The organism is Hymenobacter sediminis, assembly GCF_003231285.1.
Lineage (GTDB): Bacteria > Bacteroidota > Bacteroidia > Cytophagales > Hymenobacteraceae > Hymenobacter > Hymenobacter sediminis.
On sequence record NZ_QKNS01000001.1, the window covers coordinates 1173711 to 1199952 of the forward strand.

Consider the following 26242-nt stretch of genomic DNA (forward strand, 5'->3'; position numbering starts at 1 on the left):
AGAGAAGAAGCTATTTGGCCGGCTGAATCAGGAGCACTTCGCCGGGCTTCACAGAGAAATCGGGCTTACTATTCCACTCCATAATCTGCTTGATAGTGACGCCGTACTTGCGCGAGATGCTATACATTGTTTCCCCAGCCTGCACAGTGTGGCGCACGGAAGCCGCTGCTGGGGCCGGAGCCGCAACGGGGGCCGTTGGCTTGGGTGCTGGGGCCGCAGGCCGCGGGGCTGGAGCCGGAGATACCGGAGCAGCTACAGAATCAGGGGCGGTAACCTGCAACACTTGTCCGATGCGCAGGGAAGGACTTTGCGGAAGGTTGTTCCAGGCAACAATGTCGGCGGGGCGCAGGCCGAAGCGGCGGGCAATAGAGTACAGATTTTCCTTGGGCTGAACTACGTGCCGACCATTAGCCGGTATTGGCTCCACAGTAGTAGCTGGGGTAGGCTGAGCAGGCGGCAGCGGCCGAGGTGTGGCTGTGGTAGCCGGCTTTGGGGTGGCTGTCGGGGCTGCGGAAACCGGGTTCGGGGCTGGAGCGGGGGTAGGCGTTACCGGAACCGGACGAGTAGCCGGCGTTTGTGGCAGCGCGGACGGTTCCTCGCCGGTGGGCTCATCTGCTACGCTGGTAGTAGCGGGCAGTGGCTTTTTAGGAGCCGGGGCGTTGGACGATGGGGTAGGGGTAGGACGCGGAGTAGCAGTAGGAGCCGATGGGGCAGATGCCGGTGGTAATTCGTTTAGGTTTTCGGTGTGCTCGTCGGTGGCGCTATCGGGCTGCACTACGGTGCTGCTTTCCTCTTCCACGGCATCTTCCAGCACCCGGGCCGAGCCAACCGTGCGGCCCATGTAGGGCTCCGTCTCATCCAGCTTACGCTTTTTCTCAGGCTGCTTGGGCTGCGGGACAGGGGTAGGAGTAGCGGCGGGAGCGGGGGCTGCCGGGGTGGTAGCTACTGGCTTTTCGAAGGTGGCCAGGGCCGTGGCGTTGGTGGCATCGGCGTATTCTACCGGCACGTTTTTCGGGCGGGTGTGCTGCAGCCACAGCACCCGGCCCGGCCGTAGCTCCTCGTTGCGGGGCATGCGGTTCTTGCTCCAGATGGCCTTGGCGCGCACCCCATATTTCTGCGACACCGTTGCGACGCTTTCGCCGGGGCGGGCTACGTGGTATTCCACGGCGGCCTTGTCGCGCTTCTTCTGCACAAAGTAGGGCTGGCCGGTTACAATGTTATCGAAGGCAAACAGGTCGTTGAACTGCATGAACTTCTTCATCTTCAGGCCGGCCCGCTTGGCTAGGCTTTCCTTCGTGTCGCCGGGCAGAGCCACCAACGCGCGCAGGCCATTTACCCGCACGAAATCCGCGTTTTCGGGGTCGGGGGTAGGTTGGTTGAGCAGCTGACCGGCGGTAGCATTTTTCTGCTGGGCTGCCAGGGCCGTAAGCTGCAGCGGGTCAGTAATGGGCACCAGCATGGTGTACACTCGGTCGGTGGGCACGGTGGGCGCCAGCAGCCAGCGGTTGTGCTTGGCTAGGTCCTCGGGGTTTTGCTGCATGGCCTGCGCCATCACCGACAGTGGCTGACCGGCAGGGGCCGGAAACTCCTGAAACTGCAGCGGCGGCCGCGTGTTCAAGCCAATGGCTGACTCATACGCGACTTTGTGGGCCAGAAATGTGAGAATGTACTGGTGCGTCTGCTCCGAAACTTCTACCTCGGTTGCGTCGAAATCGGTGGGTAGGGTATAGGGCTTGGTACCGGTTAGGCCCAGGTTGTAGCTTAGCAGCGTATTGGCCCAGTTGTGCAGCACCTTGTTGTTGCGCAGCAAATATTGAGCGGCGGCTTTCGAGGAAGCTACAATGTGCTTGCGCTCATCTACCGCATCGTTCATCACCAACCCATAGTCTGCCGCCGACTCGCGCTTGAACTGCCAGTAGCCAATGGCATCATGAATGCTTTGCGCATCGCCCTGCAGGCCGCTTTCCTGGAGCGCCAGAAAGTGAAAGTCGAGGGGCAGGCCTTCCTGCTGAAATACCCGATCAATAAGCGGGAAGTAGGCATCGGCCAGCACCACGCGGGCCTGGAATGAGGCCTGGTGGCGACGCAGGGCATCTACCTTTTGTTGAATGGCCATCCGGCCGCCATCCGTCAGCCGCACCCGTAGCCCGGCTATGCTCAGCTCCTGCGGAACGGGAACGGTTTGGGCGGCCACCAGCAGGGGCAGCAGAAAAAACAGCAGGAGTACAACTCGTTTCATAAAGAGGCAAGCAACATGCGGGGCCACCCTCAAATGCGTTGCCGGCCCCGTCAGCCTACAAAGTAGAAGAAAAATTGGGTGCCGACGGGCCTCTTCGCCGCAAATCCAATAGAATGGTAGAATACTACTCTCTGGCCTCCTGCTGATTGCCAGGAAAGAGGTCTGTTTCCTACCCCCTTTAAAGCCAGCAAGGCCCCCACCGGAAGCAGGAGCCTTGCTGGCTTTAAAGGGGGTAAGGTTTACATACCACCGCCGGGGGGCGGACCAAAGCCACCGGGGCTACCGCCACCCGGAGGAGGTCCGAAACCACCGGGGCGCTGCCCACCGGGCCGCTGTCCATCGGTGCCGGGCAGGGCGTCGCCGCGGCCCCCGCCAAAGCTGCGGATGTTGTAGGTGAACATCAGCATGAAGTACTGCTGCAGAATATTCGTTTGAATGTCCTCGGTGTAGGCCGCCGTGATGTTGCGCTGAATGCTGTTGTTCTGGCCCAGCAAGTCAAAGGCGAAAAGCTTCACTTCGGCCTGCTGCTTGGCGCCCAGCTTCTTGCCCAGGGAGGCATTCCAGAGCACAAAGTTCTGGTTGTAGCCCGCCGATAAGCCGGTGTACAGCTGGTGGTTCACGTCCGACTGCAGCGTCACGCCCTTCACAATAATCCAGTTGAGGCGCAGGCTGGTGGTTTGGCGGAAAAAGCGGTTGTTGAGCTGCTGGCGCAGGGTGTTGCGCACGTAGCTCTGGCTGGAGTTCGAAGACAGGGTAAAATCCAGCTCGGGGCTGATGTTGCTGCTGAGCACTGCGCCCAGCCCCACGTTGGGCGTGCGGCTATAGTTCAGCTCCCCAAATACCAAGCCCGGCGTTTGGGAGTAGGTAGCGTTGGCATTCAGATTCAGGTTTGATTTGATGAAAGCCAGCGGCAAGCTGTAGTTCAGGAATGACCGGAGCGAGTATTGCTGGTTTAGGTTGACGGGGCGCGTGAGCTGGCCGCCGGCCGGAATAATCACGCCATTTTCCACAATCGGCTCGGCACCAGCATAAATGGTGTTGTTGGTGATATAGTTGTCCACATAAGAGCCACCCAACAGCGCAAAAAACGACGTCGATTTTTCGGGCACTGCCGAGGAGTAGCGCACAAATAGGTTGTGGCGGTTTTCCTGGCGCAGATTGGGGTTGCCGGTGGTCAGCTGTAGCGGGTTGGAGTTATTGACTACCTCCTGCAGTTGGCTGATGCTCGGTGGGTTGGTGTTCATGCGGTAGTTCACCCGCAGGTTCTGCTGCTTCGAGAAATTGTAGCGGAACTGGGCATTGGGCAGCACGTTCAGGAAGTTTCGGCGGGTAGTACCGGGGCGCGGAAACTCCTGTTCGCTGCGGAGCTGGGCACTTTGCACGGCTGCCCCTAAAGACCATTGAATTTCCTTGGTTTGGTAGCGGTACGTGACTTCACCGGTATTCGTGAGGTAGCGGCTCTGGAAAACGTTGCTCAGCGTATCGTTCAGGATAGAGTACTGCTGCTCACCGGGCGAGAAGTTGTAGGTTTTCTTGTCGGAGTCGTTTGGTGTGTAGGAAAGCGTGTAGCTCAGCTGCAGAATGCTGTTCTGGCTCAGAGGCTCAGTATAGTTGGCGTTGCCGGTCCAGGCCCAGCCGGTCTGCTCCAGCTCCGAAAACTGGTTGAGAGTAGTTGTGCGTAGCGTGTCTTGGCGCAGGAAAGAGGTGTTCGAGAACAGGTTGTTGTCGCCATCCTTATTGTTATAGCTCGTGTTCAGGCCCAGCGAGAAAGTGCGGCCCCGGCGCTGAAACCGATGCCGATACAGCAACTGGTTCGTGGCCGTAATACCCGTTAGGGCCGAGCGGTAGGTGCTATTGTTAGCGCCCTGGTCAATGCCGGCCTCGTTGCCCGCCACCTCAAACGTGCGGCCATCGAGCAGGCTGTTGCCCGTGTTGCGCTGTACCGAAAGACTGGGGCGCCACAGCAAGGAGTTCAGCGAGTCGAACTTGTGGTCGAGGCGCAGGTTGAAGCGGTTGTTGATGTTGCGGCTGCTGGCCAGAGAGTTTTCGTTGTACCGTAAATCCTGGCTTTGGCCGGTGGGGGCCACATAGCGGCGCAGCAGGTTGGTGCGGCTGGTATTGTCGCTGAGGTTGAAAAAGTAGCTGCCTTGCACATCGGTTTTGGTGCCCCAGGTGTCGGAGTAGTTCAGGCCCAGGGCGTGGGTTTTCGAGATGCCGCCCTGCTGGCTCACCAGAAAGTCTCCGGCGTTGCCACCACCGCCTCCGCCGCCACCTTGTCCGCCACCGCCCACGCGGCCGCCGCCCTGGCCCCGCTGGCCCTGGCCACCACCGCCACCCTGGCGCGAGTTGCCTACTACCCCCAGCAGGTCCTCGGTTCCGAAGTTCTGCTCGTTTACGTTGTTGCTCTGGGCCACAATAGAGAGGCGCTGCTTGCCCTTGAACTGGTTGATGTTGCCGCTGATGCGGTACCGGTCGTCTTGGGGGCCATAGCCGGCCAGCACCCGCCCGAACGTGCCGTTGCGGAAGCTGGGCTTGGTTACGATGTTGATGGTTTTCTGCTGGTTGCCATCATCGAAACCCGTAAACTGAGCCTGGTCCGAAGACCGGTCGTACACCTGAATCTTGTCGATGACCTCGGCCGGAATATTCTTCAGCACAGCGTCGGGGTCGTTGCCAAAAAACTCTTTACCATCTACTAGCACCCGTTGTACCTGCTCGCCTTGGGCCTGCACACGCCCCGAGGTAGGGTCCACGGTCACGCCGGGCATTTTGGTGATAAGGTCCTGGGCGTTGGCGTCGGGGTTGGTTTTGTAGGAGCCAGCGTTAAACTGGGCCGTGTCGCCCTTCTGTACTGCTGCTGCGGCGCGGCCTACTACCTCCACACCCTTTAAAGCAATGCCCCCGCCGGCCTGCAACGAGAGCGTGCCAAGCGCCAGCGGCTCAGTGCCTACCTCCACCGTACGGCGCAGGTTTTGGTAGCCCAGAAACGAAACCGTCAGGATGTAGCGACCAGGAGTTACGCCAGGCACCGCGAAAGAGCCATCGGCCTCCACGGCCGCGCCTCGGCGCACTGAGTCAGGTATCTGGGTGAGCAGCACATTGGCCCCAATCAGCGGCGATTGGTCTTTGCTATCAAGCACCCGTCCGCTAACGGTGGAGGTCTGTGCCTGCGCCGCCTGCACAAGCACCGCTAGAAACAGCAAAAGGAATAGAAAACGTTTTTGCATCAGTAGGGGGAGCATAAGTCACTAGCCCGCATAGACGCAAATTCCTCGTAATCGTTTAACCAGTTGGAAGGCGGCAGATATAGATTCTGGCTAATTGTAAGGCTGAGCCTTGAAAACCAATTATTTATTTTCTAAAGGAATTCGATTTCTAACCTGCTAAGCCCCGCCGGGAGCTATTTTTTGCGCACCACTAGCAGCCCGTCGCGCAGGGGTAGCAATACGTTTTCTACCCGTTCATCAGCTTGTACTTTGTCGTTAAATGCCCGAACGGCCTGGGTGTCTTTATCCGATGGCTTCACCACATAGGAGTCCAGCACTTGCCCACTGCGCAGCACGTTATCAATCAGCACGAAACCGCCGGGGCGCACCTGCGGCAGTACCAGCTCGTAGTAGGTGTCGTTGTTGATTTTATCGGCATCAATGAACACTAGGTCCCAGGTTTCGGGTAGGGTAGGAATAATACGGCGGGCATCACCAATATGCAGCTGAATCTGCTGCTCCTGGCCCGCCTCCCGTACGTAGCGCCGAATGCGGTCCTCCAGTTCCGGGTTCTGCTCAATGGTATGCAGCACCCCATCGGGCGCTAGCCCCTCCGCCAGACACAGGGCCGAATAGCCCGTGAATGTGCCCAGCTCCAATACGCGCCAGGGCCGCACCATATGGCTCAGCATGCTCAGCAGCCGCCCCTGCGCGTGCCCCGAAATCATGCGGGCGTACAGCAGTTGCACATGAGTTTCGCGGTTGAGGCGGGCAAGCAAGGGGCTTTCGGGCGTAGTGTGGCGGTCAGCGTAGAGCTGGGTTTCGTCGGCGGAGTACATGGGGCAAAGATAACCCAGCCGTGCCGGGTTCAGTAGCAAATAGGGGGTAGGCGGGGTAGGTTGCCCCCAGTTCTGCATTTTTCTCTACCCAATGAACCGTTATGATTCAGACAGTGGCACCAGGAAAAACTTCCAGACCAGAAAGCCCGACTTGCCTTTCTCGTACAAGGCGTTAGTTACTTTGAACAGGCCCTCATAGCGGTAGCCGCTGCCGGTTTCCGTCGGTACCTTCCGGAATACGCGCACGGGCTGGCCGGTTTCCAGACTGCGGCGCAACATCAGGTTCCGGCCGGTCATTTCTTGGTTGGTGACTTGCTTGCCGGTGCGCGGGTCACGGCCGCCACTGCCCGAGTAGATGATGTCATCTTCCCGGAAATCGTCATCCTCATACTGATCAGCCAGAATAATGGAATCGGCCCCATCTGCCTCACTGCCGCTCACGCCGGCCCGGGTAGGCCGGTGCAGCCCTGCCCGGCTCAGTGCCAGCCGGTTCTCCAGCACATCGCCGGGGCGGTAGTAGCTTATGTGTCCGAAGGTGGGCAAGTGGTGAGTAAGTAGTTGAGCGAATGAGTGAAATGGCTTAGCAAGCGACGCAGCAATATTAGTCTCCCTTGCCACTTTCCTACCCCCACGAAACGCGACAAACCCTTGACGGTTGTGCAATCGTCAAGGGTTTGTCATTGTATCAAGCGTGTCACAGAGGAAGAAGGATGGCGCCAACTGTACTTCGCCATGCACTTAATCAACCACCTACTCCGGCACGTATTGCAGTACGCTTAGGTTGTCTTCGGTCAGAATGTCGTTGGCGAGTTCCAGCAGCTGCGACGACGTGATGCGGCGCACCTGGTCGAAAATTTCATTGATGCTTTCCACCCGGCCCAGATCAAGGGTGCTTTTGCCCAGCAACTGCATAAGGCCACCATTGCTTTCCTCGGCCATGGCCAGCTGGCCCATGAGCTGCTCCTTGGAGGTGTGCAGCTGGGAGGTGCCCAGGGCTTGCTCCCGCAGGCGCTTCAGCTCCTTCTGTACCAAGGAAATTGTGCGGTTCACCTGCTTCTTCTCAGTACCGAAATAGATACCGAACAGCCCGGTATCAGTGTAGGGCGAGTAGGTAGCATCGATGGTGTACACGAGGCCATATTTCTCGCGCACAGCCAGATTGAGGCGGGAGTTCATGCCGGGGCCACCCAGCAGGTTGCTCAGCAGGAAAAATGGAATCCGTCGCTCGTCGTGCAGGGCGTAGGCGGGGCCACCAATCAGGCAGTGAGCCTGAGTAATGGGCTTGCGCTCCAGCCGCTCCAGGCGCTGGTAGCCCGAGAAAGGGGTGCGCGGCCGGGCGCCCAACTGCGCTGGTAGCGGCGCCAGAAACTTGTCGGCCAAGCGCTTCACTTCCTTAAACGGTAGGTTGCTGACGGAGCTGAACACCAGCCGGTCGGTGCGCACGTTGTCTTTGAGGAACTGCCGGAAATCGGCCTGCTGAAATCCCGCTACGCTTTCCCGAGTGCCCAAAATGTTGTGGCCTAGTGGGTGACGAGCAAACACCACGTCATCGAAGTCATCAATGATGGCATCCTCGGGCGCGTCGTGGTACATCGACATTTCCTCCAGAATCACCCCGCGCTCCTTTTCAATCTCCTTTTCCGGAAACACTGAGTGGAACGTCAGGTCGGTCAGCAGCTCGAACGCCCGCTCGAAGTGAGTGCTCAGCAAAGAGGCATAGAAGCAGATTTTCTCCTTGGTGGTATAAGCATTCAGCTCGCCGCCTACCGTTTCAAGGCGGTTAAGAATATGAAAGCTCTTGCGCTTTTCGGTGCCTTTGAAAGCCATGTGCTCCCAAAAGTGCGCCAGGCCCAGCTGGTGGAGCTTTTCATCGCGCGAACCAATGTCCAGCAGGAAGCCGCAGTGGGCAATTTTGGTATGCGGAACTTGTTTATGCAGAACCCGGATGCCATTCGGCAACTCGTACAGGTCGTAATCAGACATTTTATGGGGTCTTGGGTAGGTTCGGAGCTGGAATATAGCAGTCCCGGCCCTGTATAACCACGCAGCTATGCGCGTGGTTGCAAAGGTACGAGAAGGGTAGGGTATGCGGGCAATATGGAATGAGGTGCAATGCCACGCCTAACCAAGCAAAGTAGCTTGTCAGCTGGCGTAAACACTTACCCCGATGCCTTTTTCAACCCCTAAACTTCTATTCTTATACCCTGAAGGCCTCCGCCTCCGCAAGAGCCGCCAGCAGTTGCTGAGTCCGGATGCCGTGGGCGCAGCGGAAATGGCCGAGTGGGCACTTGCGGTAGCCGTGCAGGCCGCAGGGCTGGCACTCCAACTCTTCTTCAATCTGCACTACCCGCGAAAACGGACTTAACGGCCCAAACCCGAAATAGGGCACTGTGGAGCAATACACAGCACATACCGGCGCGCCCACGGCCGAGCACAAGTGCATGGGTGCTGAATCGTTGACGTAATTAAGGGCAGCTCCCCGCATTAAGGCCGCTGAGGCCAGCAACGATAGTTTACCGGCCAGGTTTATCACATTGGGGCGGGTAGTAGCCACCCTGATTCGCTCACAGCCTTCGACGTCGGGTGGGCCGCCGAGCAGGTACACGGTGTACTGAGGGGGTAGGGCGGCCAGCAGCTTCAGCCATTGCTCCTCCGGAAACTGCTTGGTAAACCACACCGAGGTAGGCGCGATGCAGATGTAAGGGTTGCCGCCGGCCAGGGCCGCTGCTTCGGCCGCAGCGGCTTCATCAGTGGGGGTAGGATAGAGGCGGGGCGGAGTGAGTGGGCCGGAGTAGGCAGGATCCAGTAGGTGCAGGTTCCGGGATACCTCGTGCACACCCGAGCCAATAACGTGCGGGATGGCCTGCGTGAAGCGCACCGCAAAGGGGTTTTTATCGAAACCAATGCGCTCCGGCGCGCCCGAAAAAGCCGTCAGGAAGCCTGTGCTGGCAAAGCGCTGCAGCGTAACCACGCGGCCATAGTCAAAGCGACGTATTTGCTGCAGCAGCTTCCAGAGCCCGCGGTATTTATCCTTTTTCTTGTCCCAGATGAGCACTTGCCGCACATGCGGATGACTTTTCAGCAACCCTTCGTTGCCTTTGCGCACCAGAAAATCGACGGGTGTACCGGGCTCCGTGTGGTGCAAATGCTCCAGTAGCGCCGTGGCCAGAATAACATCGCCGATAAAGGCAGTTTGGATAAGCAGGACGGCAGGACGGTTGGCTGGCTCAGGCATAGTGCAATAGCAGGCCACAAAGATACCGCTCCGCCGCAGGTTCGCCACCTTTTTGTCTTATTACTCGGCGGAAGCCGCTGGTTTCTCTTTCAACTAAGCGCAAAACAACGCCTGCGCCTGAAGCATGCGGCGGCAACAGCCTTTTGCCAGGTTAGGTGGTTCTTTAGGGGGTAGCAACCTCTTTAAGACAGCCAAAGCCGCCGGCTTCTGCCTAACTTGCCCCGGCCGCTCCGCCGGCTCCTCCTGATTTCCGTTTGTGCCACTTTACCCGCTTCCCGCTCATGCGCTACGGCTCTATTTCGCCCGATCTGTTTATTGAAAATCGCCGCCGCTTTACGCAGCAACTGCCGCCCGCTTCCCTGGCCATTTTCCACTCCAACGACATCATGCCGACTAACGCGGACGGCACGATGCCCTTCCGCCAGAACAACGATCTGTTTTACCTTTCCGGTGTCGATCAGGAAGAAAGCATCCTGGTGATTTTTCCGGATGCAACCCTGCCCCAATACCGCGAAATCCTGTTTCTGAAAGAAACCTCGGAGCATATTCTGGTGTGGGAAGGCTACAAGCTGACTAAGGAGCAGGCCCGTGAGCAAACCGGCGTGCGCACCATCATGTGGCTCGATTCGTTTAAAACAGTGCTGCCGGCCCTCATGAATGAGGCCGAAAATGTGTTTTTGAACACCAATGAGCACATTCGCTCCGTGGTGGAGGTAGAAACCCGCGACGCCCGCTTCATCAAGTGGATTCGGGAGGCCTACCCCCTGCACACCTACCGCCGGGCTGCACCCATCCTGCATCACCTACGCGCCATCAAGAGCGATGAGGAAATTCGGCTGATGCGCCGCGCTGCTGACATCACTGACCAGGCCTTCCGCCGCCTGCTGGGCTTTGTGCGCCCCGGCGTGATGGAGTATGAAATTGAAGCCGAAATCTTCCATGAGTTTCTGCGCAACGGCTCCCGCGGCCCGGCCTATGGTAGCATTATTGCTTCTGGAGCCAACGCCTGCATTCTGCACTACGTCTCGAACGACCGGGAGTGCCAGGATGGCGACGTGCTGCTGCTGGACTTCGGGGCCGAGTACGCCAATTACGCCGCCGACCTTTCGCGCTCCATCCCCGTGAACGGCAAATTCACGAAACGCCAGCGCGACGTGTACGAGGCGGTGCTACGCGTGATGAAGTTTGCTACCTCCCAACTGGTGGTCGGTAATAACATTGAAGAGTACCACGCCGCCGTGGGCCGCACTATGGAGCAGGAGTTGATTAAGCTGGACCTGCTGAACGCGCAGGATGTGAAAAACCAGGACCCAGCTGCGCCGCTCTACAAGAAGTACTTTATGCACGGTACCTCCCACTACCTTGGCCTCGATGTGCACGATGTAGGGGCTAAGTATCGCACCTTTGAGGCGGGCATGGTTTACACCTGCGAGCCGGGTATTTACATCCGGGAGGAAGGCCTCGGTATCCGGCTGGAAAATGATATTCTCATTACAAAAACCGGCAACGAGGATTTAATGAAGAATATCCCACTGGAGGCCGCCGATATTGAGCGTCTGATGCAACGCTAGCGGCTGACTTCAGCGCCGATAAGTACAGTTTTTCTTCTAAAAGAAGGTGCTTCGAATAAGAAGCACCTTCTTTTTTTACATTTTATTTTATTGACCTTATCTCAGAAAAAATTTTCCTGTTGCAATACAAGTACAATACTTGCGAATATTGGTTGAGCTGAATATAAATAACTGAATATGTTGTGGTTGAGCTGAGAAAAATGCCATATAAAATGGGTTTTTACTAGTCTTGGGGCAACTTTATTGGGATAGGGTAGGTATAGGCGGATAGTCCGGATTCATCCTGCTCGGACGGTGGCGGCTTCCGCCTGTGCAATTCTTCCACCTAATTTCGCACCCATGAGACATCTTTTAGCAACATCAACAGCCTTGGGTCTGTCGCTTCTGGCAGCAGCCCCGCGGGCCCAGGCCCAGACCGCCGACCGGCGGACAGCCATTGGCATCAATGTTAGTGCCATGCAGTACAAAGGCAACTTCGGTTCCGACTACTGGAAGTGGGGCGAAAACAAGTATGCTCCCGGCATTACCATCAGCCGTTACTTGTCTCCTGGCCTCGATCTGCAATTGAGCGGTAATTATGTGGAGTTCAAGAAAAATGCTCCGAACGCCGCGCCGTACTTTGGCAGCAACTTCGCTACCAACGTAGTGAACGTGAACCTGGGTCTGAAGCTGAAGCTGAACAATGGTTGGGCGTTGAAAGAGGATGCTTTCATCCAGCCCTATCTGCTGGCCGCTCCCGGCCTGACGTACACCAGCCGCGAAGGCACTGTGTTCCGCAACAACCAAACTATCAATACTGACCAGGATAAGAGCTACTTCGACCTATTTGGGGCCGCTGGTATCAACTTCCGGTTGGGTGAGGCTGTTGGCCTGTTCATTCAGACCGGGCAGCACATTCCGCTGAACGCCAACATCGATGGCGACCCCGCCCGCGACGATAACAAGTGGGACGACAAATTCCTGCAGCACACTGTGGGCCTGAACATTGCCCTTGGTAAAGCCAAAGACACCGACGGTGACGGTGTTTCTGACCGCAAAGACAAATGCCCCGACACACCCGCTGGCGTAGCAGTTGATGAAAACGGCTGCCCCCTCGACGGCGACAAGGATGGCGTTCCAGATTACCAGGATCAGTGCCCGACCGAAGCTGGCACCGCTGCTATGCAAGGCTGCCCCGACCGTGACAACGACGGCGTGGCTGACAAAGACGACCAGTGCCCCGACCAGGCTGGCCTGCCCGCTCTGCGCGGCTGCCCTGATGCTGACGGTGACGGTGTAGCTGACCAGAATGATAAGTGCCCCGGCACGCCGGCTGGTACCCAAGTAGATGCTAACGGCTGCCCGCTGGTGGTTGACGCCGACGGCGACGGTGTTCCAGACAGCGCTGATAAGTGCCCCGATACTCCGAAAGGTGCCCGCGTAGATGCCAATGGCTGCCCCATGGAAATCGATCCGGGCGTGCGCAAACTGGAGCAACCAGTTCGTTTCGAAACCAACAGCACCGTAATTAAGCGCACCTCCTACGGCACGCTTGACAAAATGGTGAAAGCCCTCAAAGACCACCCCGAGTACAGCCTCCGTGTTATCGGCCACGCTGACTCGCGCGGTACCGATGAGTACAACCAAGGCCTGTCGGAGCGTCGTGCTGGCTCGGTGAAGCGCTACTTCACTGGCAAGCAAGTTGACCCAGCTCGCATCGTGACGGAAGGTCGTGGTGAATCGGAGCCTGCTGCTCCGAACACCTCGTCGAAAAACATGTCGCAGAACCGTCGGGTAGAGTTTAAGTTCGAATTCTTCATCCCGAATGCTCCCCAGCCCTAATCCGGCGGAGTAACCCTTGAAAAGCGGCGTGCCAAGTGGCACGCCGCTTTTTTTGTGTGGTCAAATGGCCTACCCCCGGCCGTAGCCTGAACCTGCCCTGGGAACGGTTGGCCCAGGGCGCTGTAGAAACCAAAAAATCCTCCTTATTTCAAGCCCATGAAAATTCGTTCTTTTTCCTTCTTGCTGGCCGTGGTCCTGATGGTACTGGCTGGCTGCCGCGCCAGCGGGCCGGGCAAGCCGGCGCGCACGGTAGCTGAGTTCTTCAACAAGTATGAAAACCGCCCTGGCTTTAAAGCTACCGACTGGAATGCCGGCCTGACCACCCGCTTCCTACTGGGGCGCATTGCCAAACTAGGCGGCGGCAACGACATCAGCGAAGCTCTCACCTCTATCCGCAGCGCCAAGATTATCACTTTTGCGCCTACCACTAGCAGCGCCCGCAACCTCGTAACGGAAGGCCTGGACCGGGAGGTGGAAGGACTGCTGGCCAACGAACGATACACGCCCCTGACTGTAGCCAACGCCACCGATAACCCGAACCAACTCCGGTATTCCGTGCGCGAGCAGGGCGGCCGGGTTTCCGAGTTTGTGGCTGTTGGCAAGCAGAACTCAGCTGATTCCTTTGTGCTGATATCAGTGGCCGGCAATTTCACCCGAGAACAAGTCAGCCAGCTTTCCAAAATTCTGCCCAACGTGATAAACGAAACAGGTAACTAAGAGCCCGTAACCTCAACAAAAAAGCTACGCTGCCTGGCAGCGTAGCTTTTTTATTATCCGATATCCTGAGCAATCTAAAGCCTATTGAAGGGCCTGTTTAAACTCTATCACGTTCAGGAAAAATATCTCCCGGTTGGGGCCGGTTGGGGGTCTGACACTCTGATAGCCCGATGCCAGAAAGCGGCTGCCGTACCAGGCAGATAGCTGCTCCTGCTGGGTATTCGTGATTTTCTCTTCGGCGCCAGTGGCGTTGGTTTGAATTTTTACCTGCCAGTCGTTCGGCGAGGGGGCCGCCTTGTCCACAATCTTGTAGTACAGGTCTTCATCTTTGAGGTAGGCCATGGCCATGTGCTGACCATCGGGTAGGGGGCGCACCCGCACGGTTTCGCGGAGAGCGAACTGCTCTACCTCTTCCATAAGGAAGGAATTGTCCCAGAGAAGGTTGCCCTGCCGGTCGAAGCCACAGATGAGGGCGTGGGTGGTACGGTACGCTTCGTTGCGGCGGTTGTTGTACGGAATGTAGGAGCGGGTTAGGGGACCGAAACCGGGGTAGCCGTAGTTGTAAAGGCCACCAAAGTTGTTGTAACTGGTGTAGTTATAGCGCGGATAGTACACCTCTGCTACCAGCACGTACCCGTCGCGAGTCGGGAGCATATCGTGCATAAGCAGGCGGTAGCGGTGGCGGTACTGCCGGTCGGTAGCTTTGAGCCGTTCGCTGCGCTGGCGCAAACGGGCCAGGCGGGCGGGCTTCATAAAATCGAAGAAGTGCTTCAGGTTCAGAAAATCGTAGTAGCGCAAAGAGCGGCGCTGCCCGGTGGTAGTAACTCCCGCATTCAAATCGGCCGCAAACAAGCCCTGAGAGTAACGGGAGTCGCGGAGGGTGTAGGTCCCAGCTAGTAGGCGGGCAGCGCTGTCGCCGGGGCTGAGCTGAGCTTCCAGCAGTCCTCGCTCGCTGCCAGCCTGCACAAATTCGGAGTGGAGTAACTGACCGTTGTCCGAGAGCTGCTTCAGCTGCAGCCGCGACTTAAAGCCGTTGGTTTCGCTTAGAATCAGCTCGGCCCGCTTGGTTACCGAGTCGGCCAGCAGGGTGAAGGTAGCCGGCAGAGGCTCGTACACCGAGGGCAGAAACTGAAACTTGGCTTCTTCTAAATCCAGCAGCAGCAGCGTCAGGTGCATATCCACCTCCACCGTCACGAAGAGGTTGCCATGCAGGGCCTTCAGGTCATGCACTTCACGGACGCGCTTGGTCTTGAACTCGCCGGTGCCTAGCTCGCCGGTACGGGTATCGAAAGCGGCTACCCAGAGTGTGCTTTCCACGGTGCCCTGAAACAGAGCGTACACGTCGGTGCCTTCGGCGCAAATCTGGCGAAACTCGTAGCCCTTCGGCACCGGAATAGGCACAACCACGCCAGGCTTCAGCCGGTGGTCAAACTTCTGGAATGTGTATTCTGTCTTGCTAAAGAGCAGCGGGTCTTTTTCAACCAGCAGCACCACACTGCTGTCTTCGGGCATAGGCTGCACGAGCACATCACTGGTATAGGGTTCCAGCGGAAGCTCCAGGCGGTAGGGCTGGGCGGGCTCTACGGGTGGCTTAGGGGGCTGCTTTGCATTCTGGGCTTGGGCTGCCGTGAGGCAAAGCAGCAGGCTGATCAGCGGGTACAAGTATCTCATAGCACAGGCCGGAGGGGGTAGGAGCGCGGCTAAGTAAGATACAGCGAAACCCGCGTAACACCTAGCCCAGGCCCTAGCTCATACGGCATTTTTGTTTGGATAGCACAGCTCCCGCAAGCTTTAAAAAAACACTACCCCTGCCGGGAGCGGCAAGGGTAGCAGGTAACCAGTAAAACCAACCGAAGTAGTTAGCTGCCTAGTTCCAGCAGCACGTCGAACTCCTCAGGTTTCAGGGGCATCACGGAAAGCCGCGACTGGCGCAGCAACCCAATCTGGGTAAGGCGGGCATCCTGCTTTATCTGGGCCAGAGACACCGGGCGGGGTAGGGGCTGGTGTGGTTTCAAATGTACGGCCACCCAGCCACTACCTGCCTCGGCGGTAGCATCAGGGGCGGCGGGCGCGGCCACGGTGGCAATACCCACTACCTCTTTGTCAGTGACGCTGTGGTAGTAGAGCACCAGGTCGCCGGGCTGCATTTGTTGCAGGAAGTTGCGGGCCTGAAAGTTTCGGACGCCGGTCCAATCGGTGCCGCCGTCGCGGGTGAAATCGGCCCAGGAGTAGGCCGCAGGTTCAGATTTAACGAGCCAGTAGTTCAAGTGGTGCAATACTGAGATGGTGAAGTGCGAATTACGTTCTCGCGGCTGACCGGTAAGGGTAGGCGAAGAACCTGCCGCGAAGTTTCACTTTGCGCTCTGTTCGAGCAAGGGAACGGCTATAATTGCCCTGAACGCAAGGGCTCGGATGTCCACCAGCACAACCTGAACCGGACTTTTTCGCTCAGCCACTATTTCACTCCTTCTACCCGGCGCACTTTTAGCACGTCGTTTTCCAGAGACACAATTTCCAAGGTGTAGTCGGGGTCTTTCTTGTCATCGAGGGTGATACGCACGGCGTGCTCGTTTTCAGGAGTCCAGCGGCCTTTCCTATCCTCAATGCCATCGGTAGGGGCTATATCGTACTGAGTGAACAGGCCATTATGGTCGAAGGCAAAGCCGGTGCGGCCCCGGGAAGGCGGGAAGGCGTACGTGTTGGGCCGGTACACCTGTATATCTCCTTGGTCTTCTTCGTGGGCATGCAGCCAGGTCCGCTCTAGCTTCTTAAGCTGGCTGGCGGCGCGAGGGTCACTTTGGCAGGTAGCGGCCAGTAACAGCACGCTCAGGGAACACAACAGGGCGAACAGACGCATGGGTTTACAGTTTCAGGGAGGGTAGGAAGAAGTAGAAAGCGGAAGTAGCCATTTACCTACGGCTTTCGTACCAAAGAAGGCCATTTCAGGCCTGCTTTCCGCGCCCAAGGTAGCAAATCGGGGGCGAGGAACTCTGTTTTGGCCTCGTGCATCCGAAAGCCTTTCCCACAAGTTACCTTTGCCCGCCATGGACAACCGCGCCCTTATCCGAGCCTTCCGCCTCACTGCCCAACTGCTGGAGCTGCACGAGGAAAATCCGTTTAAAATCCGAGCCTACGAGGGCACCGTGAATGCACTGGAGCAGCTGAGCGTGCCCGTAGCCGATATTGAGCGCCACGGCCTCCCGGACCGCACCGGCCTGAGCAAAACCGCCGCCGCTAAGGTGGCCGAAATGCTGGATACGGGTTCGTTTGAAGAACTCACGCGCCTGCTGAGCATTACGCCGCCCGGCGTTATCGAGCTGCTGAACATCAAAGGCATTGGCCCCAAGAAAATCCGGGCTTTGTGGAAAGAGCTGGGCATTGAAAGCCCCGAACAGCTCCGCCAAGCCGCCGAAAACGACGAGGTCAGCAAGCTCAAAGGCTTCGGGAAGAAAACCCAGGAATCTATTCTGGCCGCCCTTGAATTTACCAGCCAAAGCCAGGGCAAGCTGCTTTACCCCCAGGCCGAGGAGCTGGCCGAAGACCTAGCCCGCCGCGTGCGGGAAGTAGCCGGCGTGGAGCAGGCGGCCGTGGCCGGGGAAGTGCGCCGCCGCCTCGAAACTGTGGAAACCGTGCTGCTGGTGGTAGCCACCACCCAGCCCGCGCAGGTGCATGAGCTGCTGGACCAGCTGGAAGGCATTACACCTGATGCGCGCCGCAGCGGGCCTTTTGCGTGGCGCGGTACAGCCACTACCTCCGGCGTGAAAGTGGAAATTATACTGGCTACCCCCGCCAACTTCACCAACCAGTTGCTGCTGCACTCAGCGGCCGAGCCCCACCTCAGCGGCGCTGTTCTAGAGGAAGCCCGGCCGGGTCAGCCCGCTACCCTGCGCCAGTGGCTAAAGCGCGAGCAATTTAACTCCGAGCAGGCTCTGTACCAGCGGGCCGGCCTGCAGTACGTGGAGCCCGAGTTGCGCGAAGGCCTCGGTGAATTGGAGCTAGCCCGCGCCAACAAGCTGCCTACCCTGCTCACCGACGCCGACTTGCGCGGCTCCCTGCACAACCACAGTACCTACTCCGACGGCAGCCATAGCCTCCGCGAAATGGCCACGTTTCTGCGCGACCAAGGCTACGAGTACCTCGGTATCTGCGACCATTCGCAGGCGGCACACTATGCCAACGGCCTTCAGCCAGAGCGGGTGCGCCAACAACAGCGCGAAATCGATGAGCTGAACCAGGAACTGGCCCCGTTCCGAATTTTTAAGGGCATCGAGTCAGATATCCTTTCCGATGGGTCTCTGGACTACACCCCCCCAGTGCTCGAAACCTTCGATTTCATTGTGGCCTCGGTGCACTCCAACCTGAAAATGGACGAGCGCAAAGCCACTGCCCGCGTGCTGCGCGCCATCGAGAACCCCTACACCACTATGCTGGGCCACCCTACGGGGCGCCTGCTGCTGCGCCGCGAAGGCTACCCCCTCGACCATAAGGCCGTGATTGATGCCTGCGCTCAACACAACGTCATCATCGAAATCAACGCCAACCCTTGGCGCCTCGACCTAGACTGGCGCTGGGTCCGCTATGCCCTCGACAAAGGCGTACAGCTCAGCATCAACCCCGATGCCCACCACACCAACGGCTACGCCGACATGCGTTACGGCGTACTGATGGGCCGAAAGGGTGGTCTGACCAAGGACATGACGTTCAATACTAAATCGGCGGAGGAAGTAGCTGCGTATTTCGCCCAGCGCAAGGCCGGTATCAAGGCTCCGCTGGAGTTTAAGGATTCACTGTTCGGATAGGGGTAGGAGGTATGAAAATTCTGGTTCTGCGCTTTTCTTCCATCGGCGACATTGTGCTGACGACGCCCGTAGTGCGGTGCCTGAAGCTGCAGGTGCCAGGGGCGCAGGTACATTTTGCTACCAAGCCGGGCTTCCGCAGCTTCCTGGAACCCAATCCTTACATCGATAAGGTGCACTGCCTCAGTGGCTCTCTGCAGGAGCTGGTGGCCGAGTTGCGAGCCGAAAAATTTGATTTCATTGTAGATCTGCACCATAACCTGCGCACGGCACTTATCAAGGCCCAACTTGGGGTAAAGTCAGCTTCATTTGACAAGCTGAACTGGCGTAAGTGGTTGCTGGTGCGCTTTAAGATCAACACCCTACCCCGCGTCCACATCGTAGACCGGTACTTGGAGGCCGCCGCGCCCCTGGGGGTGAAGAACGACGGACAAGGGCTAGATTACTTTATTCCGGCCCACGACGAGGTAGATGTCCGCAGCGCCCTACCCCCGGCTTTTCAGCGGGGTTACGTGGCGTTTGCTATTGGGGCCCAGCATGCCACCAAACGCCTGCCCGTAGAGCGCATCATTGAGCTGTGTGGCCTGCTCCGCCAGCCGGTGATATTGCTGGGCGGCCCCGGCGACGAAAGTACCGGCCACATTATCGAGTTGGCTTTCGATACCCAAACGGCCGTTTCGCCGCCCGCACCTGGCCGGATTCCGGAAAGCCCGTACTATTTCCCTACCTCTTCCGGCACTTCAAATGCCCAGACCCTGATCTACAACGCCTGCGGGAAATTCAACCTGAACCAGTCGGCCTCCTTGGTGCGGCAGGCCCGCTTGGTAGTCAGCCACGACACCGGGCTGATGCACATTGCGGCGGCATTCCGGAAAGAGATATTCAGTGTGTGGGGCAATACCGTTCCGGAGTTTGGCATGTACCCGTACCGCACCGAGTTCCGCGTGCTGGAGGTGCCCGGGCTACCGTGCCGGCCCTGCTCTAAAATCGGCTACGAGAAATGTCCGCAGGGGCACTTCCGCTGCATGCGCGACATCGTCTTCAACCTCGACTTACCACCCGCCCGCGACGGCCGATAAATTTCGACTTTGTAGAAAATGAAGAACGCATGAAATTGCCTGCGGACCGCTTATACTTGTAAGCTGATTGGTCAGGCAAAATCCTAAAATTCTTCATTTCCCTCATCTTCGAGTTTATGCAAATTTCTACCCTCCGGGTACTAATGGTTCTATGCGTGTCCGTGCTGCTAACGGCTTGCGGACCTAGTATTTATCTGGCACAGGATTTCCGGGCCTATGCTCCCAAGCACAAAACCGTTGCTATTCTGCCGGCTGCTGTGACCATGCAGCTCCGTCCGAACCAAATGAAAAATACCACGCAAGCTCAGCTGCAGGACATGGAGCTGAAAAGCGGCGTTGATTTTCAGGAGAAGATTTATTCCTGGCTGCTGCGTCGTAAAACCCAGCGCGGCTACACCGTAGAGTTCCAGGATGTGATGCAAACCAACTCCCGTCTACGCGAAAGCAACATCCCGTACTCTGAGCTGCGCAGCCGCTCCCCGCAGGAACTAGCCAAAATTCTGGGCGTTGACGCCGTGTTGAGCACCAGCGTGCGCACCACCAAGCCCATGAGCGACGGCGCCGCCGTGGCCGTTGGCTTGCTGGTAGGCACCTGGGGTGCTACCAACCAAGCCAACATCACCGTGAACATTCACGAGGGTGAAGCTGGCAAGCTGCTCTGGAAGTACGATTATGTAGCCGCTGGCTCGGTGTTCAGCTCCACTGAAAACATTGTGGATGCCCTGATGCGCAACGCCTCCAAGAAATTCCCTTATACGCCTAAATCCTAAAGGCGCTTTTGCCTGACCAAGGCCAGCAATACAAAGGCCGCTTCTGCTACCCCGCAGGAGCGGCCTTTGTGTTGGCTAGGGGGTAGGGGACGATATTCAAAGCGCAGTCAGGTGTTGCCACTGCCATAAATACCGTAGCTTGTATTAACGTTCGGTGCCAAGTGCCGTACGCTACGGTTGAGCTGTTCTTTTCCCTGTATGCTAGCTGATACTCCTTCTTTCCCGTCTGTTCTGATTAAAGTGGGACCCGAAGCCCTGCTTGCCGAAATTCAGGCCGGTCGCCATACCTACCTCATTGATGAGCCTGTGGCAGTGGGTGGCCAAGACCGTGGCCCTACCCCCTACGATATGCTGCTATCGGCGCTGGGAGCGTGCACGGCCATCACCCTCCGGATTTACGCCTCCCAAAAACATTGGCCTCTCGAAGGCATTGAGGTGCGCCTGAGCCACCAGCGCGTTCATCGCCACGACTGCGACCAATGCGAGCAGACCGGCGAAATGCTAGAGGAAATCCACAAAGAGTTGCGCCTGTTGGGCCCCCTAACTGCCGAGCAGCGCCAGCGCCTCCACATTATCTCCGATAAATGCCCCGTTCAGAAAACCCTGACCAGCGGTGCCCTCCGGGTTGTAACTACGGTGGTGGGGTAGCAACTTAGCGGCCGTACGTTCATCTTATCAGCAAATAGCTACTCGTATGTCTCTCTGCCAGCACTTACAAGCCATTGAAACTGTAATTCCTGTACCGGCTAACCCAGTATGTACAGAGTGCCTGGCCTTGGGCGATACTTGGGTGCATCTGCGCGTGTGCCAGAGCTGCGGCCACGTTGGCTGCTGTGATTCCTCGAAAAACAAGCACGCTACCCATCACTTTCAGGCTACTCAGCACCCCGTGGTTGTTTCTGCCGAACCCGGCGAACAGTGGGCTTGGTGCTATGTGGATAGTCAACTGGGAGAGTACTGATCAGATAACACCAAAAAAGCCCGCCCAAAGCAATTTGGACGGGCTTTTTAAAGTCAGGAAGAGCCTTTAGCCAATCTTGCTGAAGCCGCAGTAGGAGTGCAGCACCTCCGGCAGATGAATACCGTCTTCCTGCTGGTTGTTTTCGAGCAGGGCGGCCACAATGCGGGGTAGGGCCAGGGCCGAGCCGTTGAGCGTGTGCAGCAACTGGGTTTTGTTGTTTTCGGCGCGGTAGCGCAGCTTGAGGCGGTTGGCCTGGTAGGTTTCGAAGTTCGAGCACGACGACACTTCCAACCACCGACCTTGAGCCGCCGACCATACTTCCAGGTCATAGGTAAGGGCGGAGGTGAAGCCCATGTCGCCGCCGCAGAGGCGCAGTACGCGGTAGGGCAGCTGCAGCTTCTGGAGTAGCCCTTCAATGTGGGCCAGCATTTCCTCCAGCTGGGTGTAGCTCTGCTCAGGATGGGCAATCTGCACAATCTCAACCTTATCAAATTGGTGCAGACGGTTGAGGCCGCGTACATCGGCACCCCAAGAGCCAGCCTCGCGGCGGAAGCAAGGCGTGTAGCCGGCGTTGCGGATGGGCAGCTTCTCGGTGGCTACAATTTCGTCGCGGTAGAGGTTGGTAATGGGGACTTCCGCCGTCGGGATGAGGTATAGGTTGTCCTGGGCATCGTGGTACATCTGGCCCTCCTTGTCAGGTAGCTGACCTGTGCCGTAGCCCGAGGCCTCATTTACGAGCACCGGTGGCTGAATTTCGGTGTAGCCGGCGTCGCGGGCCTCATCCAGAAAGAAGTTGATGAGCGCGCGCTGCAGACGGGCTCCCTGGTTTTTGTACACTGGGAAACCCGCTCCGGTAATTTTAACGCCTAGGTCGAAATCGATGATATCGTACTTTTTGATCAGCTCCCAGTGGGGTTGGGCATTGGCGGGCAGGGTAGGCTGTTGGCCTACTTCACGCACTACCTCATTGTCCTGGGCTGAGCGGCCTTCCGGCACGCTGCTGTGAGGCAGGTTTGGGAGCTTATAGAGAGTTTGTTGCAGGGCTTCCTCCACCTGGCTGAGCTCCTCGGCGTGGGCTTTGGTTTGCTGCTTCAACTCGGCAGTGCGCAGCTTTAGGGTTTCGGCCCCGGCTTTGTCGCCACTTTTCATCAAGCCCCCAATCTGACGGGCTAAGTCATTGGCTTCGGCCTGAGCTGAGTCGTGGGCAGTTTGCAAATCCTTGCGGCGCTGATCGAGCGCCAGAATGGCCTGCACATCGGCTTCGGCGGTTTTATAATGTTTTTTGGCCAGGCCGGCCAGCACCGCATCGGTGTGCTCTTTCAGGACAGAAACTTGCAGCATAACAGCTAGAAAACGCAGAATGGAATAAGACAAAAGTAAACGGCTTATTTAATAGATGCTGAGCCGGGCCGAAAAATCGAGCTGGTATGCTCTCAGGCGCTATTCTGGTTAGCTAAGGATTATCGTAATCGGGAATGATAATTGCCCGAAAGAAGTTAGAAGATAATTGCTTGGCTGGGTGTATCCTTTTGGGCGGAAGCTGCGTTATCAACCCAGCAGCAAAATCTTAGCTGTGATTTGGCAGTTCCGGCACATTACGCTAACATTGCAAGTATAAGCCGGCGCTGGCTGCCGGGTGCGTAGGGTATTCATTTCCCGCGCCTGGCCCGCAATCTTAATCTGTGCTGCCCGGCCCACCACCCAAGGTTTTTACCTCTCGCTTCTTTCTCGCGTTTGGCCCCGCGTTGCGGTTGTCCGCTGTGTCCGGAATGCCCTGTGCTGTCCTATTTGATTTTCTTTGGCCGCCGCCCCGCCTGAACTTTTCGCTCAGCTTCTTATATGTACACTATTGACGAGTTGAAGGACCGGTTGTTGTCCGAACTAAAAGAAATTGCTGAAAAACTGAATGTTGGCAATTTCAAAAAACTCAGTAAACAGGATCTGATTTACAAGATTCTCGATCAGCAAGCCATTACCCCCCCGGATAAGCTTCCACAAAAAGTTAAATCGGCGGCTGCCCCTGCTGCATCGCCTGAGCCAGCCCCTGCCGAAGCTCCCGCGCCGGAAGCTCCTGCTGCCCCGGCGGCCAAAGCTGCTCCGGCCCGTGCGCCCCGGGCACCGCGCCCGGCCGCCCCGCGCCGTGAGCCTGCCACCCGCGGAAAAGTGGCTGCAGCAGCTGCCGAAGCGCCCATTGCTGAAGTTGCTACCCCTCCATCTACCCCAGAACCTGTTGCAGCTCCTACCCCCGTAGAAGCCCCAATAGTGGCTTCGGCTCCTGTTGAGACTGCTGCGCCCACTGAAGCTCCGGCACCCGAAGTAGCTCCGGCTGCAGCAACTGATGTAAATGCCGGTCCTGACCGCCCGGTTAAGCTTTACCAGCGCCCAGAGCGCCGGACACGCACTGACCGTGCCGGCCGGCCCATTGCAGCTCCGGTTGCAGATGCTGCCCCAGTTGCCTCCGATGTTGCCGTAGCAGAAGCCCCGGTTGCTGAAGTAGCCGAAGTGGCTACTGCCGTGCCGGAAGCTCCGGCGGCTCCAGCCGTGCGAGAAGCTCGTCCGGCGGACGCTCCGGCACCCGCTCGGGAGGGACGTCCTGACCAGCCCCGGATTTTCCGGGAGGGCCGTGAGTACCGTAATGATGCTCCCCGCGAAGGTCGCAACGATGCTCCGCGCGCCGATTTCCGTTCCGACGGAGTTGCCCGCCCGGAAAGCAATGGCCGCGCCGATCAGCCTCGTGAACTGCGCAACGACCAGCCCCGAGCTGATTTCCGGCAGGATGGTGCCGCGCGCGACGGCCGCCCAGACCAGGTTCGTGGCTTACGTGAAGGTGGCCGCCCCGACGCCCGGGAGCAACGCGAGCAGCGCCGCGAGGAGCGCTACGCTGCCCGGGAACTGCAGCGCCAGCAACGGCAGGAACAGCGCCAGGCCGAGCGCCAAGCTACAGGAGTAGCCGATCAGCCCCGGCCCGAGCAACGCCCGGCTCGCCAGGAAATGGACATCGTAATTCCGGGTGAAGGCACGCTGGAAATGATGCCCGATGGCGGCTATGGCTTCCTGCGCAGTCCTTTCTATAACTACTTGGCCTCGCCCGACGACATTTATGTGTCGCCACAGCAGGTAAAGCAGTTTGGCCTAAAAGCCGGCGACACTGTGAAGTGCACCATTCGGCCGCCCCGCGACGGTGAGAAGTACTTTGCTTTGGTGGGCGTAGAAGGCATCAATGGCCGCTCGGTGGAAGAAGCGCGCGACCGGATTCCGTTCAACAACCTGACTCCGCTGTTTGCCGAGGAGCGCCTGAAGCTGACCACCAAATCGGCTCAGTATAGCACCCGCATTCTGGATTTGTTTGCTCCTATTGGTAAAGGCCAGCGGGGCCTGATTGTGGCGCAGCCCAAAACCGGTAAAACGGTGCTGCTCCAGGAAATTGCCAATGCCATTTCGGAAAACCACCCCGAGGTGTACCTGATGATTCTGCTCATCGATGAACGCCCCGAGGAAGTAACGGATATGGCCCGCTCGGTGAAAGCGGAAGTGCTCAGCTCAACCTTCGATGAAACCGCTGACCGCCACGTAAAAATTGCCACCATTGCCATGGAAAAGGCCAAGCGCCTAGTGGAGTGTGGGCACGATGTGGTGATACTGCTCGACTCGATTACTCGTCTGGCCCGTGCTTACAACACGGTACAGCCGGCTTCAGGCAAGATTCTCTCGGGTGGTGTTGACGCCAACGCCCTGCATAAGCCCAAGCGCTTCTTCGGTGCGGCCCGCAACGTGGAGGATGGCGGTTCGCTCACCATCATTGCCACGGCTCTTATCGAAACCGGCTCCAAAATGGATGAGGTTATCTTCGAGGAATTCAAGGGCACTGGCAACATGGAACTGCAGTTGGACCGTAAGCTGGCCAACAAGCGCATCTTCCCCGCCATCGACGTGCCGGCCTCCGGTACTCGCCGCGAGGACCTGCTCATGAACAAAGACGAGCTGAACCGCATCTGGGTACTGCGCAAGTTCATGTCGGACATGACGGCCTCCGAAGCTATGGAGTTCCTGAAGGACCGCATGAAAGGCACTCGCGACAACGAGGAGTTCCTAATGGCCATGAATGGCTAAGGCTTCCTGAACCTATTCTAGAAAAAGGCCGCTCGGTACCTACCGAGCGGCCTTTTTTGCTTTGCATGGGTAGCGGATTTCGAGCATTGGATGGTCCGCTTTGAGTGCTGAGGCTCTGGTGATGTTGGGTTTTCGGAAGCCGCAGGGGTAGGGAAAGTTGCGCCGCCGCCCGGAACATCGGTTCTTTGCAGCCTATGGAACAGCAACACCACGACCTCCCCGAGCTTCTTTATATCTCTGACCCGCTTTGCGCGTGGTGCTACGGCATGAGCCCCGTGGTACAGCAGGTGCAGCAGGCTTTTGCCGGCCGGGTAGAGGTATCGGTGCTTTGCGGCGGCATGGTAACCGGGGAGCACGTAGGCCCCATTGGGGAGGACTGGCCCTACCTGGCCGGGGCGTTGGAACAGGTGGAAAAAGTGGCCGGCGTGCAGTTTGGAGCTGGATTTCGGGCAAGAGGTGAGGAAGGCAGCTATGTGCAGAACTCCGAGCCGCCCTGCCGGGCTATTCACGCCTTCCGGCAGCTGCGGCAAGATCAGACGGCCCAGTTCGCCCACGCCGTGCAGCAGGCCTATTTTCAGGACGGTGCCGATTTAAATGACCTGACCACTTACGAACCTTTGGCGGCAGCTTACGGCCTGGAGCCCGCCGAATTTCGTCAGCAGCTCACCCGCCCCGAAATTATCCGGGGGACGCAGCTGGAGTTCGCCGCCGTTGGAAAGATTGGGGTGCAGGGCTTTCCTACCCTGATTCTGCGGGTGGGTAGCCAGGGCTACGTGCTGGCCCGCGGCTTCCAGCCCTTCGATGCCCTCAGCCGCGACCTGGAAGAGGCTTTGCGGCAAGCGGAGGGGTAGGAAACTATCATATCTTAACCTACCTCAACTACAAAGCCGAAACCCAT

General features: G+C 58.0%; 20 protein-coding genes. 10 read left to right on the forward strand and 10 right to left on the reverse strand.

Annotated elements, in window-relative coordinates; all coding sequences use genetic code 11:
- Positions 1-10: 10 nt before the first annotated feature.
- The 6 genes from DNI29_RS05165 to DNI29_RS05190 form a co-directional block, all read right to left on the reverse strand.
- Positions 11-2239 (reverse strand): LysM peptidoglycan-binding domain-containing protein, encoded by a 2229-nt coding sequence (locus DNI29_RS05165; protein WP_110976971.1) that lies wholly within the window; start codon positions 2237-2239, stop codon positions 11-13.
- A gap of 239 nt (positions 2240-2478) precedes the next feature.
- On the reverse strand, positions 2479-5466 hold the full coding sequence (locus DNI29_RS05170) for an outer membrane beta-barrel protein (protein ID WP_162303517.1): 2988 nt from the start codon (positions 5464-5466) through the stop codon (positions 2479-2481).
- Positions 5467-5639: 173 nt separating this feature from the next.
- The gene (locus DNI29_RS05175; RefSeq protein ID WP_110976973.1) at positions 5640-6284 is read right to left on the reverse strand and encodes an O-methyltransferase; all 645 of its coding nucleotides are present in this window, start codon (positions 6282-6284) and stop codon (positions 5640-5642) included.
- Between the two features lie 99 nt (positions 6285-6383).
- Positions 6384-6827 carry a YDG/SRA domain-containing protein gene (locus DNI29_RS05180; protein WP_110976974.1) on the reverse strand — a complete coding sequence of 148 codons (444 nt, stop codon included), beginning with the start codon at positions 6825-6827 and terminating at the stop codon, positions 6384-6386.
- Positions 6828-7034: 207 nt separating this feature from the next.
- Complete coding sequence (locus tag DNI29_RS05185) at positions 7035-8267, reverse strand: M16 family metallopeptidase (RefSeq protein ID WP_110976975.1); 1233 nt, start codon at positions 8265-8267, stop codon at positions 7035-7037.
- Between the two features lie 214 nt (positions 8268-8481).
- Positions 8482-9519 carry a glycosyltransferase family 9 protein gene (locus DNI29_RS05190; protein ID WP_110976976.1) on the reverse strand — a complete coding sequence of 346 codons (1038 nt, stop codon included), beginning with the start codon at positions 9517-9519 and terminating at the stop codon, positions 8482-8484.
- A 281-nt stretch (positions 9520-9800) separates the two neighbouring features.
- On the opposite strand from DNI29_RS05190, the gene DNI29_RS05195 reads away from it, so the two are divergent.
- The 3 genes from DNI29_RS05195 to DNI29_RS05205 all read left to right on the forward strand — a co-directional run bounded on the left by DNI29_RS05195 (position 9801) and on the right by DNI29_RS05205 (position 13628).
- The gene (locus tag DNI29_RS05195; RefSeq protein WP_110976977.1) at positions 9801-11090 is read left to right on the forward strand and encodes an aminopeptidase P N-terminal domain-containing protein; all 1290 of its coding nucleotides are present in this window, start codon (positions 9801-9803) and stop codon (positions 11088-11090) included.
- A 339-nt stretch (positions 11091-11429) separates the two neighbouring features.
- Positions 11430-12911, forward strand: a complete 1482-nt coding sequence (locus tag DNI29_RS25235) for an OmpA family protein (protein ID WP_110976978.1) — start codon at positions 11430-11432, stop codon at positions 12909-12911.
- A 156-nt stretch (positions 12912-13067) separates the two neighbouring features.
- Positions 13068-13628: a DUF4252 domain-containing protein gene (locus DNI29_RS05205; RefSeq protein WP_110976979.1), complete on the forward strand. Its 561-nt coding sequence runs from the start codon at positions 13068-13070 to the stop codon at positions 13626-13628.
- Between the two features lie 81 nt (positions 13629-13709).
- Here the strand turns inward: DNI29_RS05205 and DNI29_RS05210 are convergent, their stop codons facing one another.
- The 3 genes from DNI29_RS05210 to DNI29_RS05220 all read right to left on the reverse strand — a co-directional run bounded on the left by DNI29_RS05210 (position 13710) and on the right by DNI29_RS05220 (position 16485).
- Entirely contained in the window at positions 13710-15299 is a 1590-nt protein-coding gene (locus DNI29_RS05210) for a hypothetical protein (protein WP_123823078.1), read from the reverse strand.
- Positions 15300-15487: 188 nt separating this feature from the next.
- Complete coding sequence (locus DNI29_RS05215; RefSeq protein ID WP_110976981.1) at positions 15488-15895, reverse strand: EVE domain-containing protein; 408 nt, start codon at positions 15893-15895, stop codon at positions 15488-15490.
- Between the two features lie 188 nt (positions 15896-16083).
- On the reverse strand, positions 16084-16485 hold the full coding sequence (locus DNI29_RS05220; RefSeq protein ID WP_110976982.1) for a hypothetical protein: 402 nt from the start codon (positions 16483-16485) through the stop codon (positions 16084-16086).
- Between the two features lie 187 nt (positions 16486-16672).
- Between DNI29_RS05220 and DNI29_RS05225 the strand changes: the two genes are divergently transcribed.
- The 5 genes from DNI29_RS05225 (at position 16673) to DNI29_RS05245 (ending at position 21234) form a co-directional block, all read left to right on the forward strand.
- Entirely contained in the window at positions 16673-18427 is a 1755-nt protein-coding gene (locus tag DNI29_RS05225) for a DNA polymerase/3'-5' exonuclease PolX (RefSeq protein ID WP_110976983.1), read from the forward strand.
- Positions 18428-18438: 11 nt separating this feature from the next.
- Positions 18439-19503, forward strand: a complete 1065-nt coding sequence (locus DNI29_RS05230) for a glycosyltransferase family 9 protein (protein WP_110976984.1) — start codon at positions 18439-18441, stop codon at positions 19501-19503.
- 116 nt (positions 19504-19619) lie between these two features.
- Positions 19620-20273 carry a hypothetical protein gene (locus DNI29_RS05235; RefSeq protein WP_110976985.1) on the forward strand — a complete coding sequence of 218 codons (654 nt, stop codon included), beginning with the start codon at positions 19620-19622 and terminating at the stop codon, positions 20271-20273.
- Between the two features lie 198 nt (positions 20274-20471).
- A complete protein-coding gene (locus DNI29_RS05240; RefSeq protein ID WP_110976986.1) occupies positions 20472-20921 on the forward strand; it encodes an OsmC family protein in 450 nt (149 codons plus the stop codon).
- A gap of 46 nt (positions 20922-20967) precedes the next feature.
- Positions 20968-21234, forward strand: a complete 267-nt coding sequence (locus tag DNI29_RS05245; RefSeq protein WP_110976987.1) for a UBP-type zinc finger domain-containing protein — start codon at positions 20968-20970, stop codon at positions 21232-21234.
- Between the two features lie 66 nt (positions 21235-21300).
- Here DNI29_RS05245 and serS read toward each other — a convergent pair whose 3' ends face one another.
- Positions 21301-22575 (reverse strand): serine--tRNA ligase, encoded by a 1275-nt coding sequence (gene serS, locus DNI29_RS05250; RefSeq protein ID WP_110976988.1) that lies wholly within the window; start codon positions 22573-22575, stop codon positions 21301-21303.
- Positions 22576-23073: 498 nt separating this feature from the next.
- Here serS and rho point away from each other — a divergent pair, with 498 nt between their 5' ends.
- Both rho and DNI29_RS05260 read left to right on the forward strand, forming a co-directional pair.
- Positions 23074-25344 carry a transcription termination factor Rho gene (gene rho, locus DNI29_RS05255; RefSeq protein ID WP_110976989.1) on the forward strand — a complete coding sequence of 757 codons (2271 nt, stop codon included), beginning with the start codon at positions 23074-23076 and terminating at the stop codon, positions 25342-25344.
- 194 nt (positions 25345-25538) lie between these two features.
- Entirely contained in the window at positions 25539-26195 is a 657-nt protein-coding gene (locus tag DNI29_RS05260) for a DsbA family protein (RefSeq protein ID WP_110976990.1), read from the forward strand.
- Positions 26196-26242 lie beyond the last annotated feature (47 nt).

Bases quoted from the DNA above. Each gene is read 5' to 3' on its own strand.
- DNI29_RS05165 (WP_110976971.1), bottom strand. From the start codon at position 2,239: ATGAAACGAGTTGTACTCCTGCTGTTTTTTCTGCTGCCCCTGCTGGTG.
- DNI29_RS05170 (WP_162303517.1), bottom strand. From the start codon at position 5,466: ATGCAAAAACGTTTTCTATTCCTTTTGCTGTTTCTAGCGGTGCTTGTG.
- DNI29_RS05175 (WP_110976973.1), bottom strand. From the start codon at position 6,284: ATGTACTCCGCCGACGAAACCCAGCTCTACGCTGACCGCCACACTACG.
- DNI29_RS05185 (WP_110976975.1), bottom strand. From the start codon at position 8,267: ATGTCTGATTACGACCTGTACGAGTTGCCGAATGGCATCCGGGTTCTG.
- DNI29_RS05190 (WP_110976976.1), bottom strand. From the start codon at position 9,519: ATGCCTGAGCCAGCCAACCGTCCTGCCGTCCTGCTTATCCAAACTGCC.
- DNI29_RS05195 (WP_110976977.1), top strand. From the start codon at position 9,801: ATGCGCTACGGCTCTATTTCGCCCGATCTGTTTATTGAAAATCGCCGC.
- DNI29_RS25235 (WP_110976978.1), top strand. From the start codon at position 11,430: ATGAGACATCTTTTAGCAACATCAACAGCCTTGGGTCTGTCGCTTCTG.
- DNI29_RS05205 (WP_110976979.1), top strand. From the start codon at position 13,068: ATGAAAATTCGTTCTTTTTCCTTCTTGCTGGCCGTGGTCCTGATGGTA.
- DNI29_RS05210 (WP_123823078.1), bottom strand. From the start codon at position 15,299: ATGAGATACTTGTACCCGCTGATCAGCCTGCTGCTTTGCCTCACGGCA.
- DNI29_RS05220 (WP_110976982.1), bottom strand. From the start codon at position 16,485: ATGCGTCTGTTCGCCCTGTTGTGTTCCCTGAGCGTGCTGTTACTGGCC.
- DNI29_RS05225 (WP_110976983.1), top strand. From the start codon at position 16,673: ATGGACAACCGCGCCCTTATCCGAGCCTTCCGCCTCACTGCCCAACTG.
- DNI29_RS05230 (WP_110976984.1), top strand. From the start codon at position 18,439: ATGAAAATTCTGGTTCTGCGCTTTTCTTCCATCGGCGACATTGTGCTG.
- DNI29_RS05235 (WP_110976985.1), top strand. From the start codon at position 19,620: ATGCAAATTTCTACCCTCCGGGTACTAATGGTTCTATGCGTGTCCGTG.
- DNI29_RS05240 (WP_110976986.1), top strand. From the start codon at position 20,472: ATGCTAGCTGATACTCCTTCTTTCCCGTCTGTTCTGATTAAAGTGGGA.
- DNI29_RS05245 (WP_110976987.1), top strand. From the start codon at position 20,968: ATGTCTCTCTGCCAGCACTTACAAGCCATTGAAACTGTAATTCCTGTA.
- serS (WP_110976988.1), bottom strand. From the start codon at position 22,575: ATGCTGCAAGTTTCTGTCCTGAAAGAGCACACCGATGCGGTGCTGGCC.
- rho (WP_110976989.1), top strand. From the start codon at position 23,074: ATGTACACTATTGACGAGTTGAAGGACCGGTTGTTGTCCGAACTAAAA.
- DNI29_RS05260 (WP_110976990.1), top strand. From the start codon at position 25,539: ATGGAACAGCAACACCACGACCTCCCCGAGCTTCTTTATATCTCTGAC.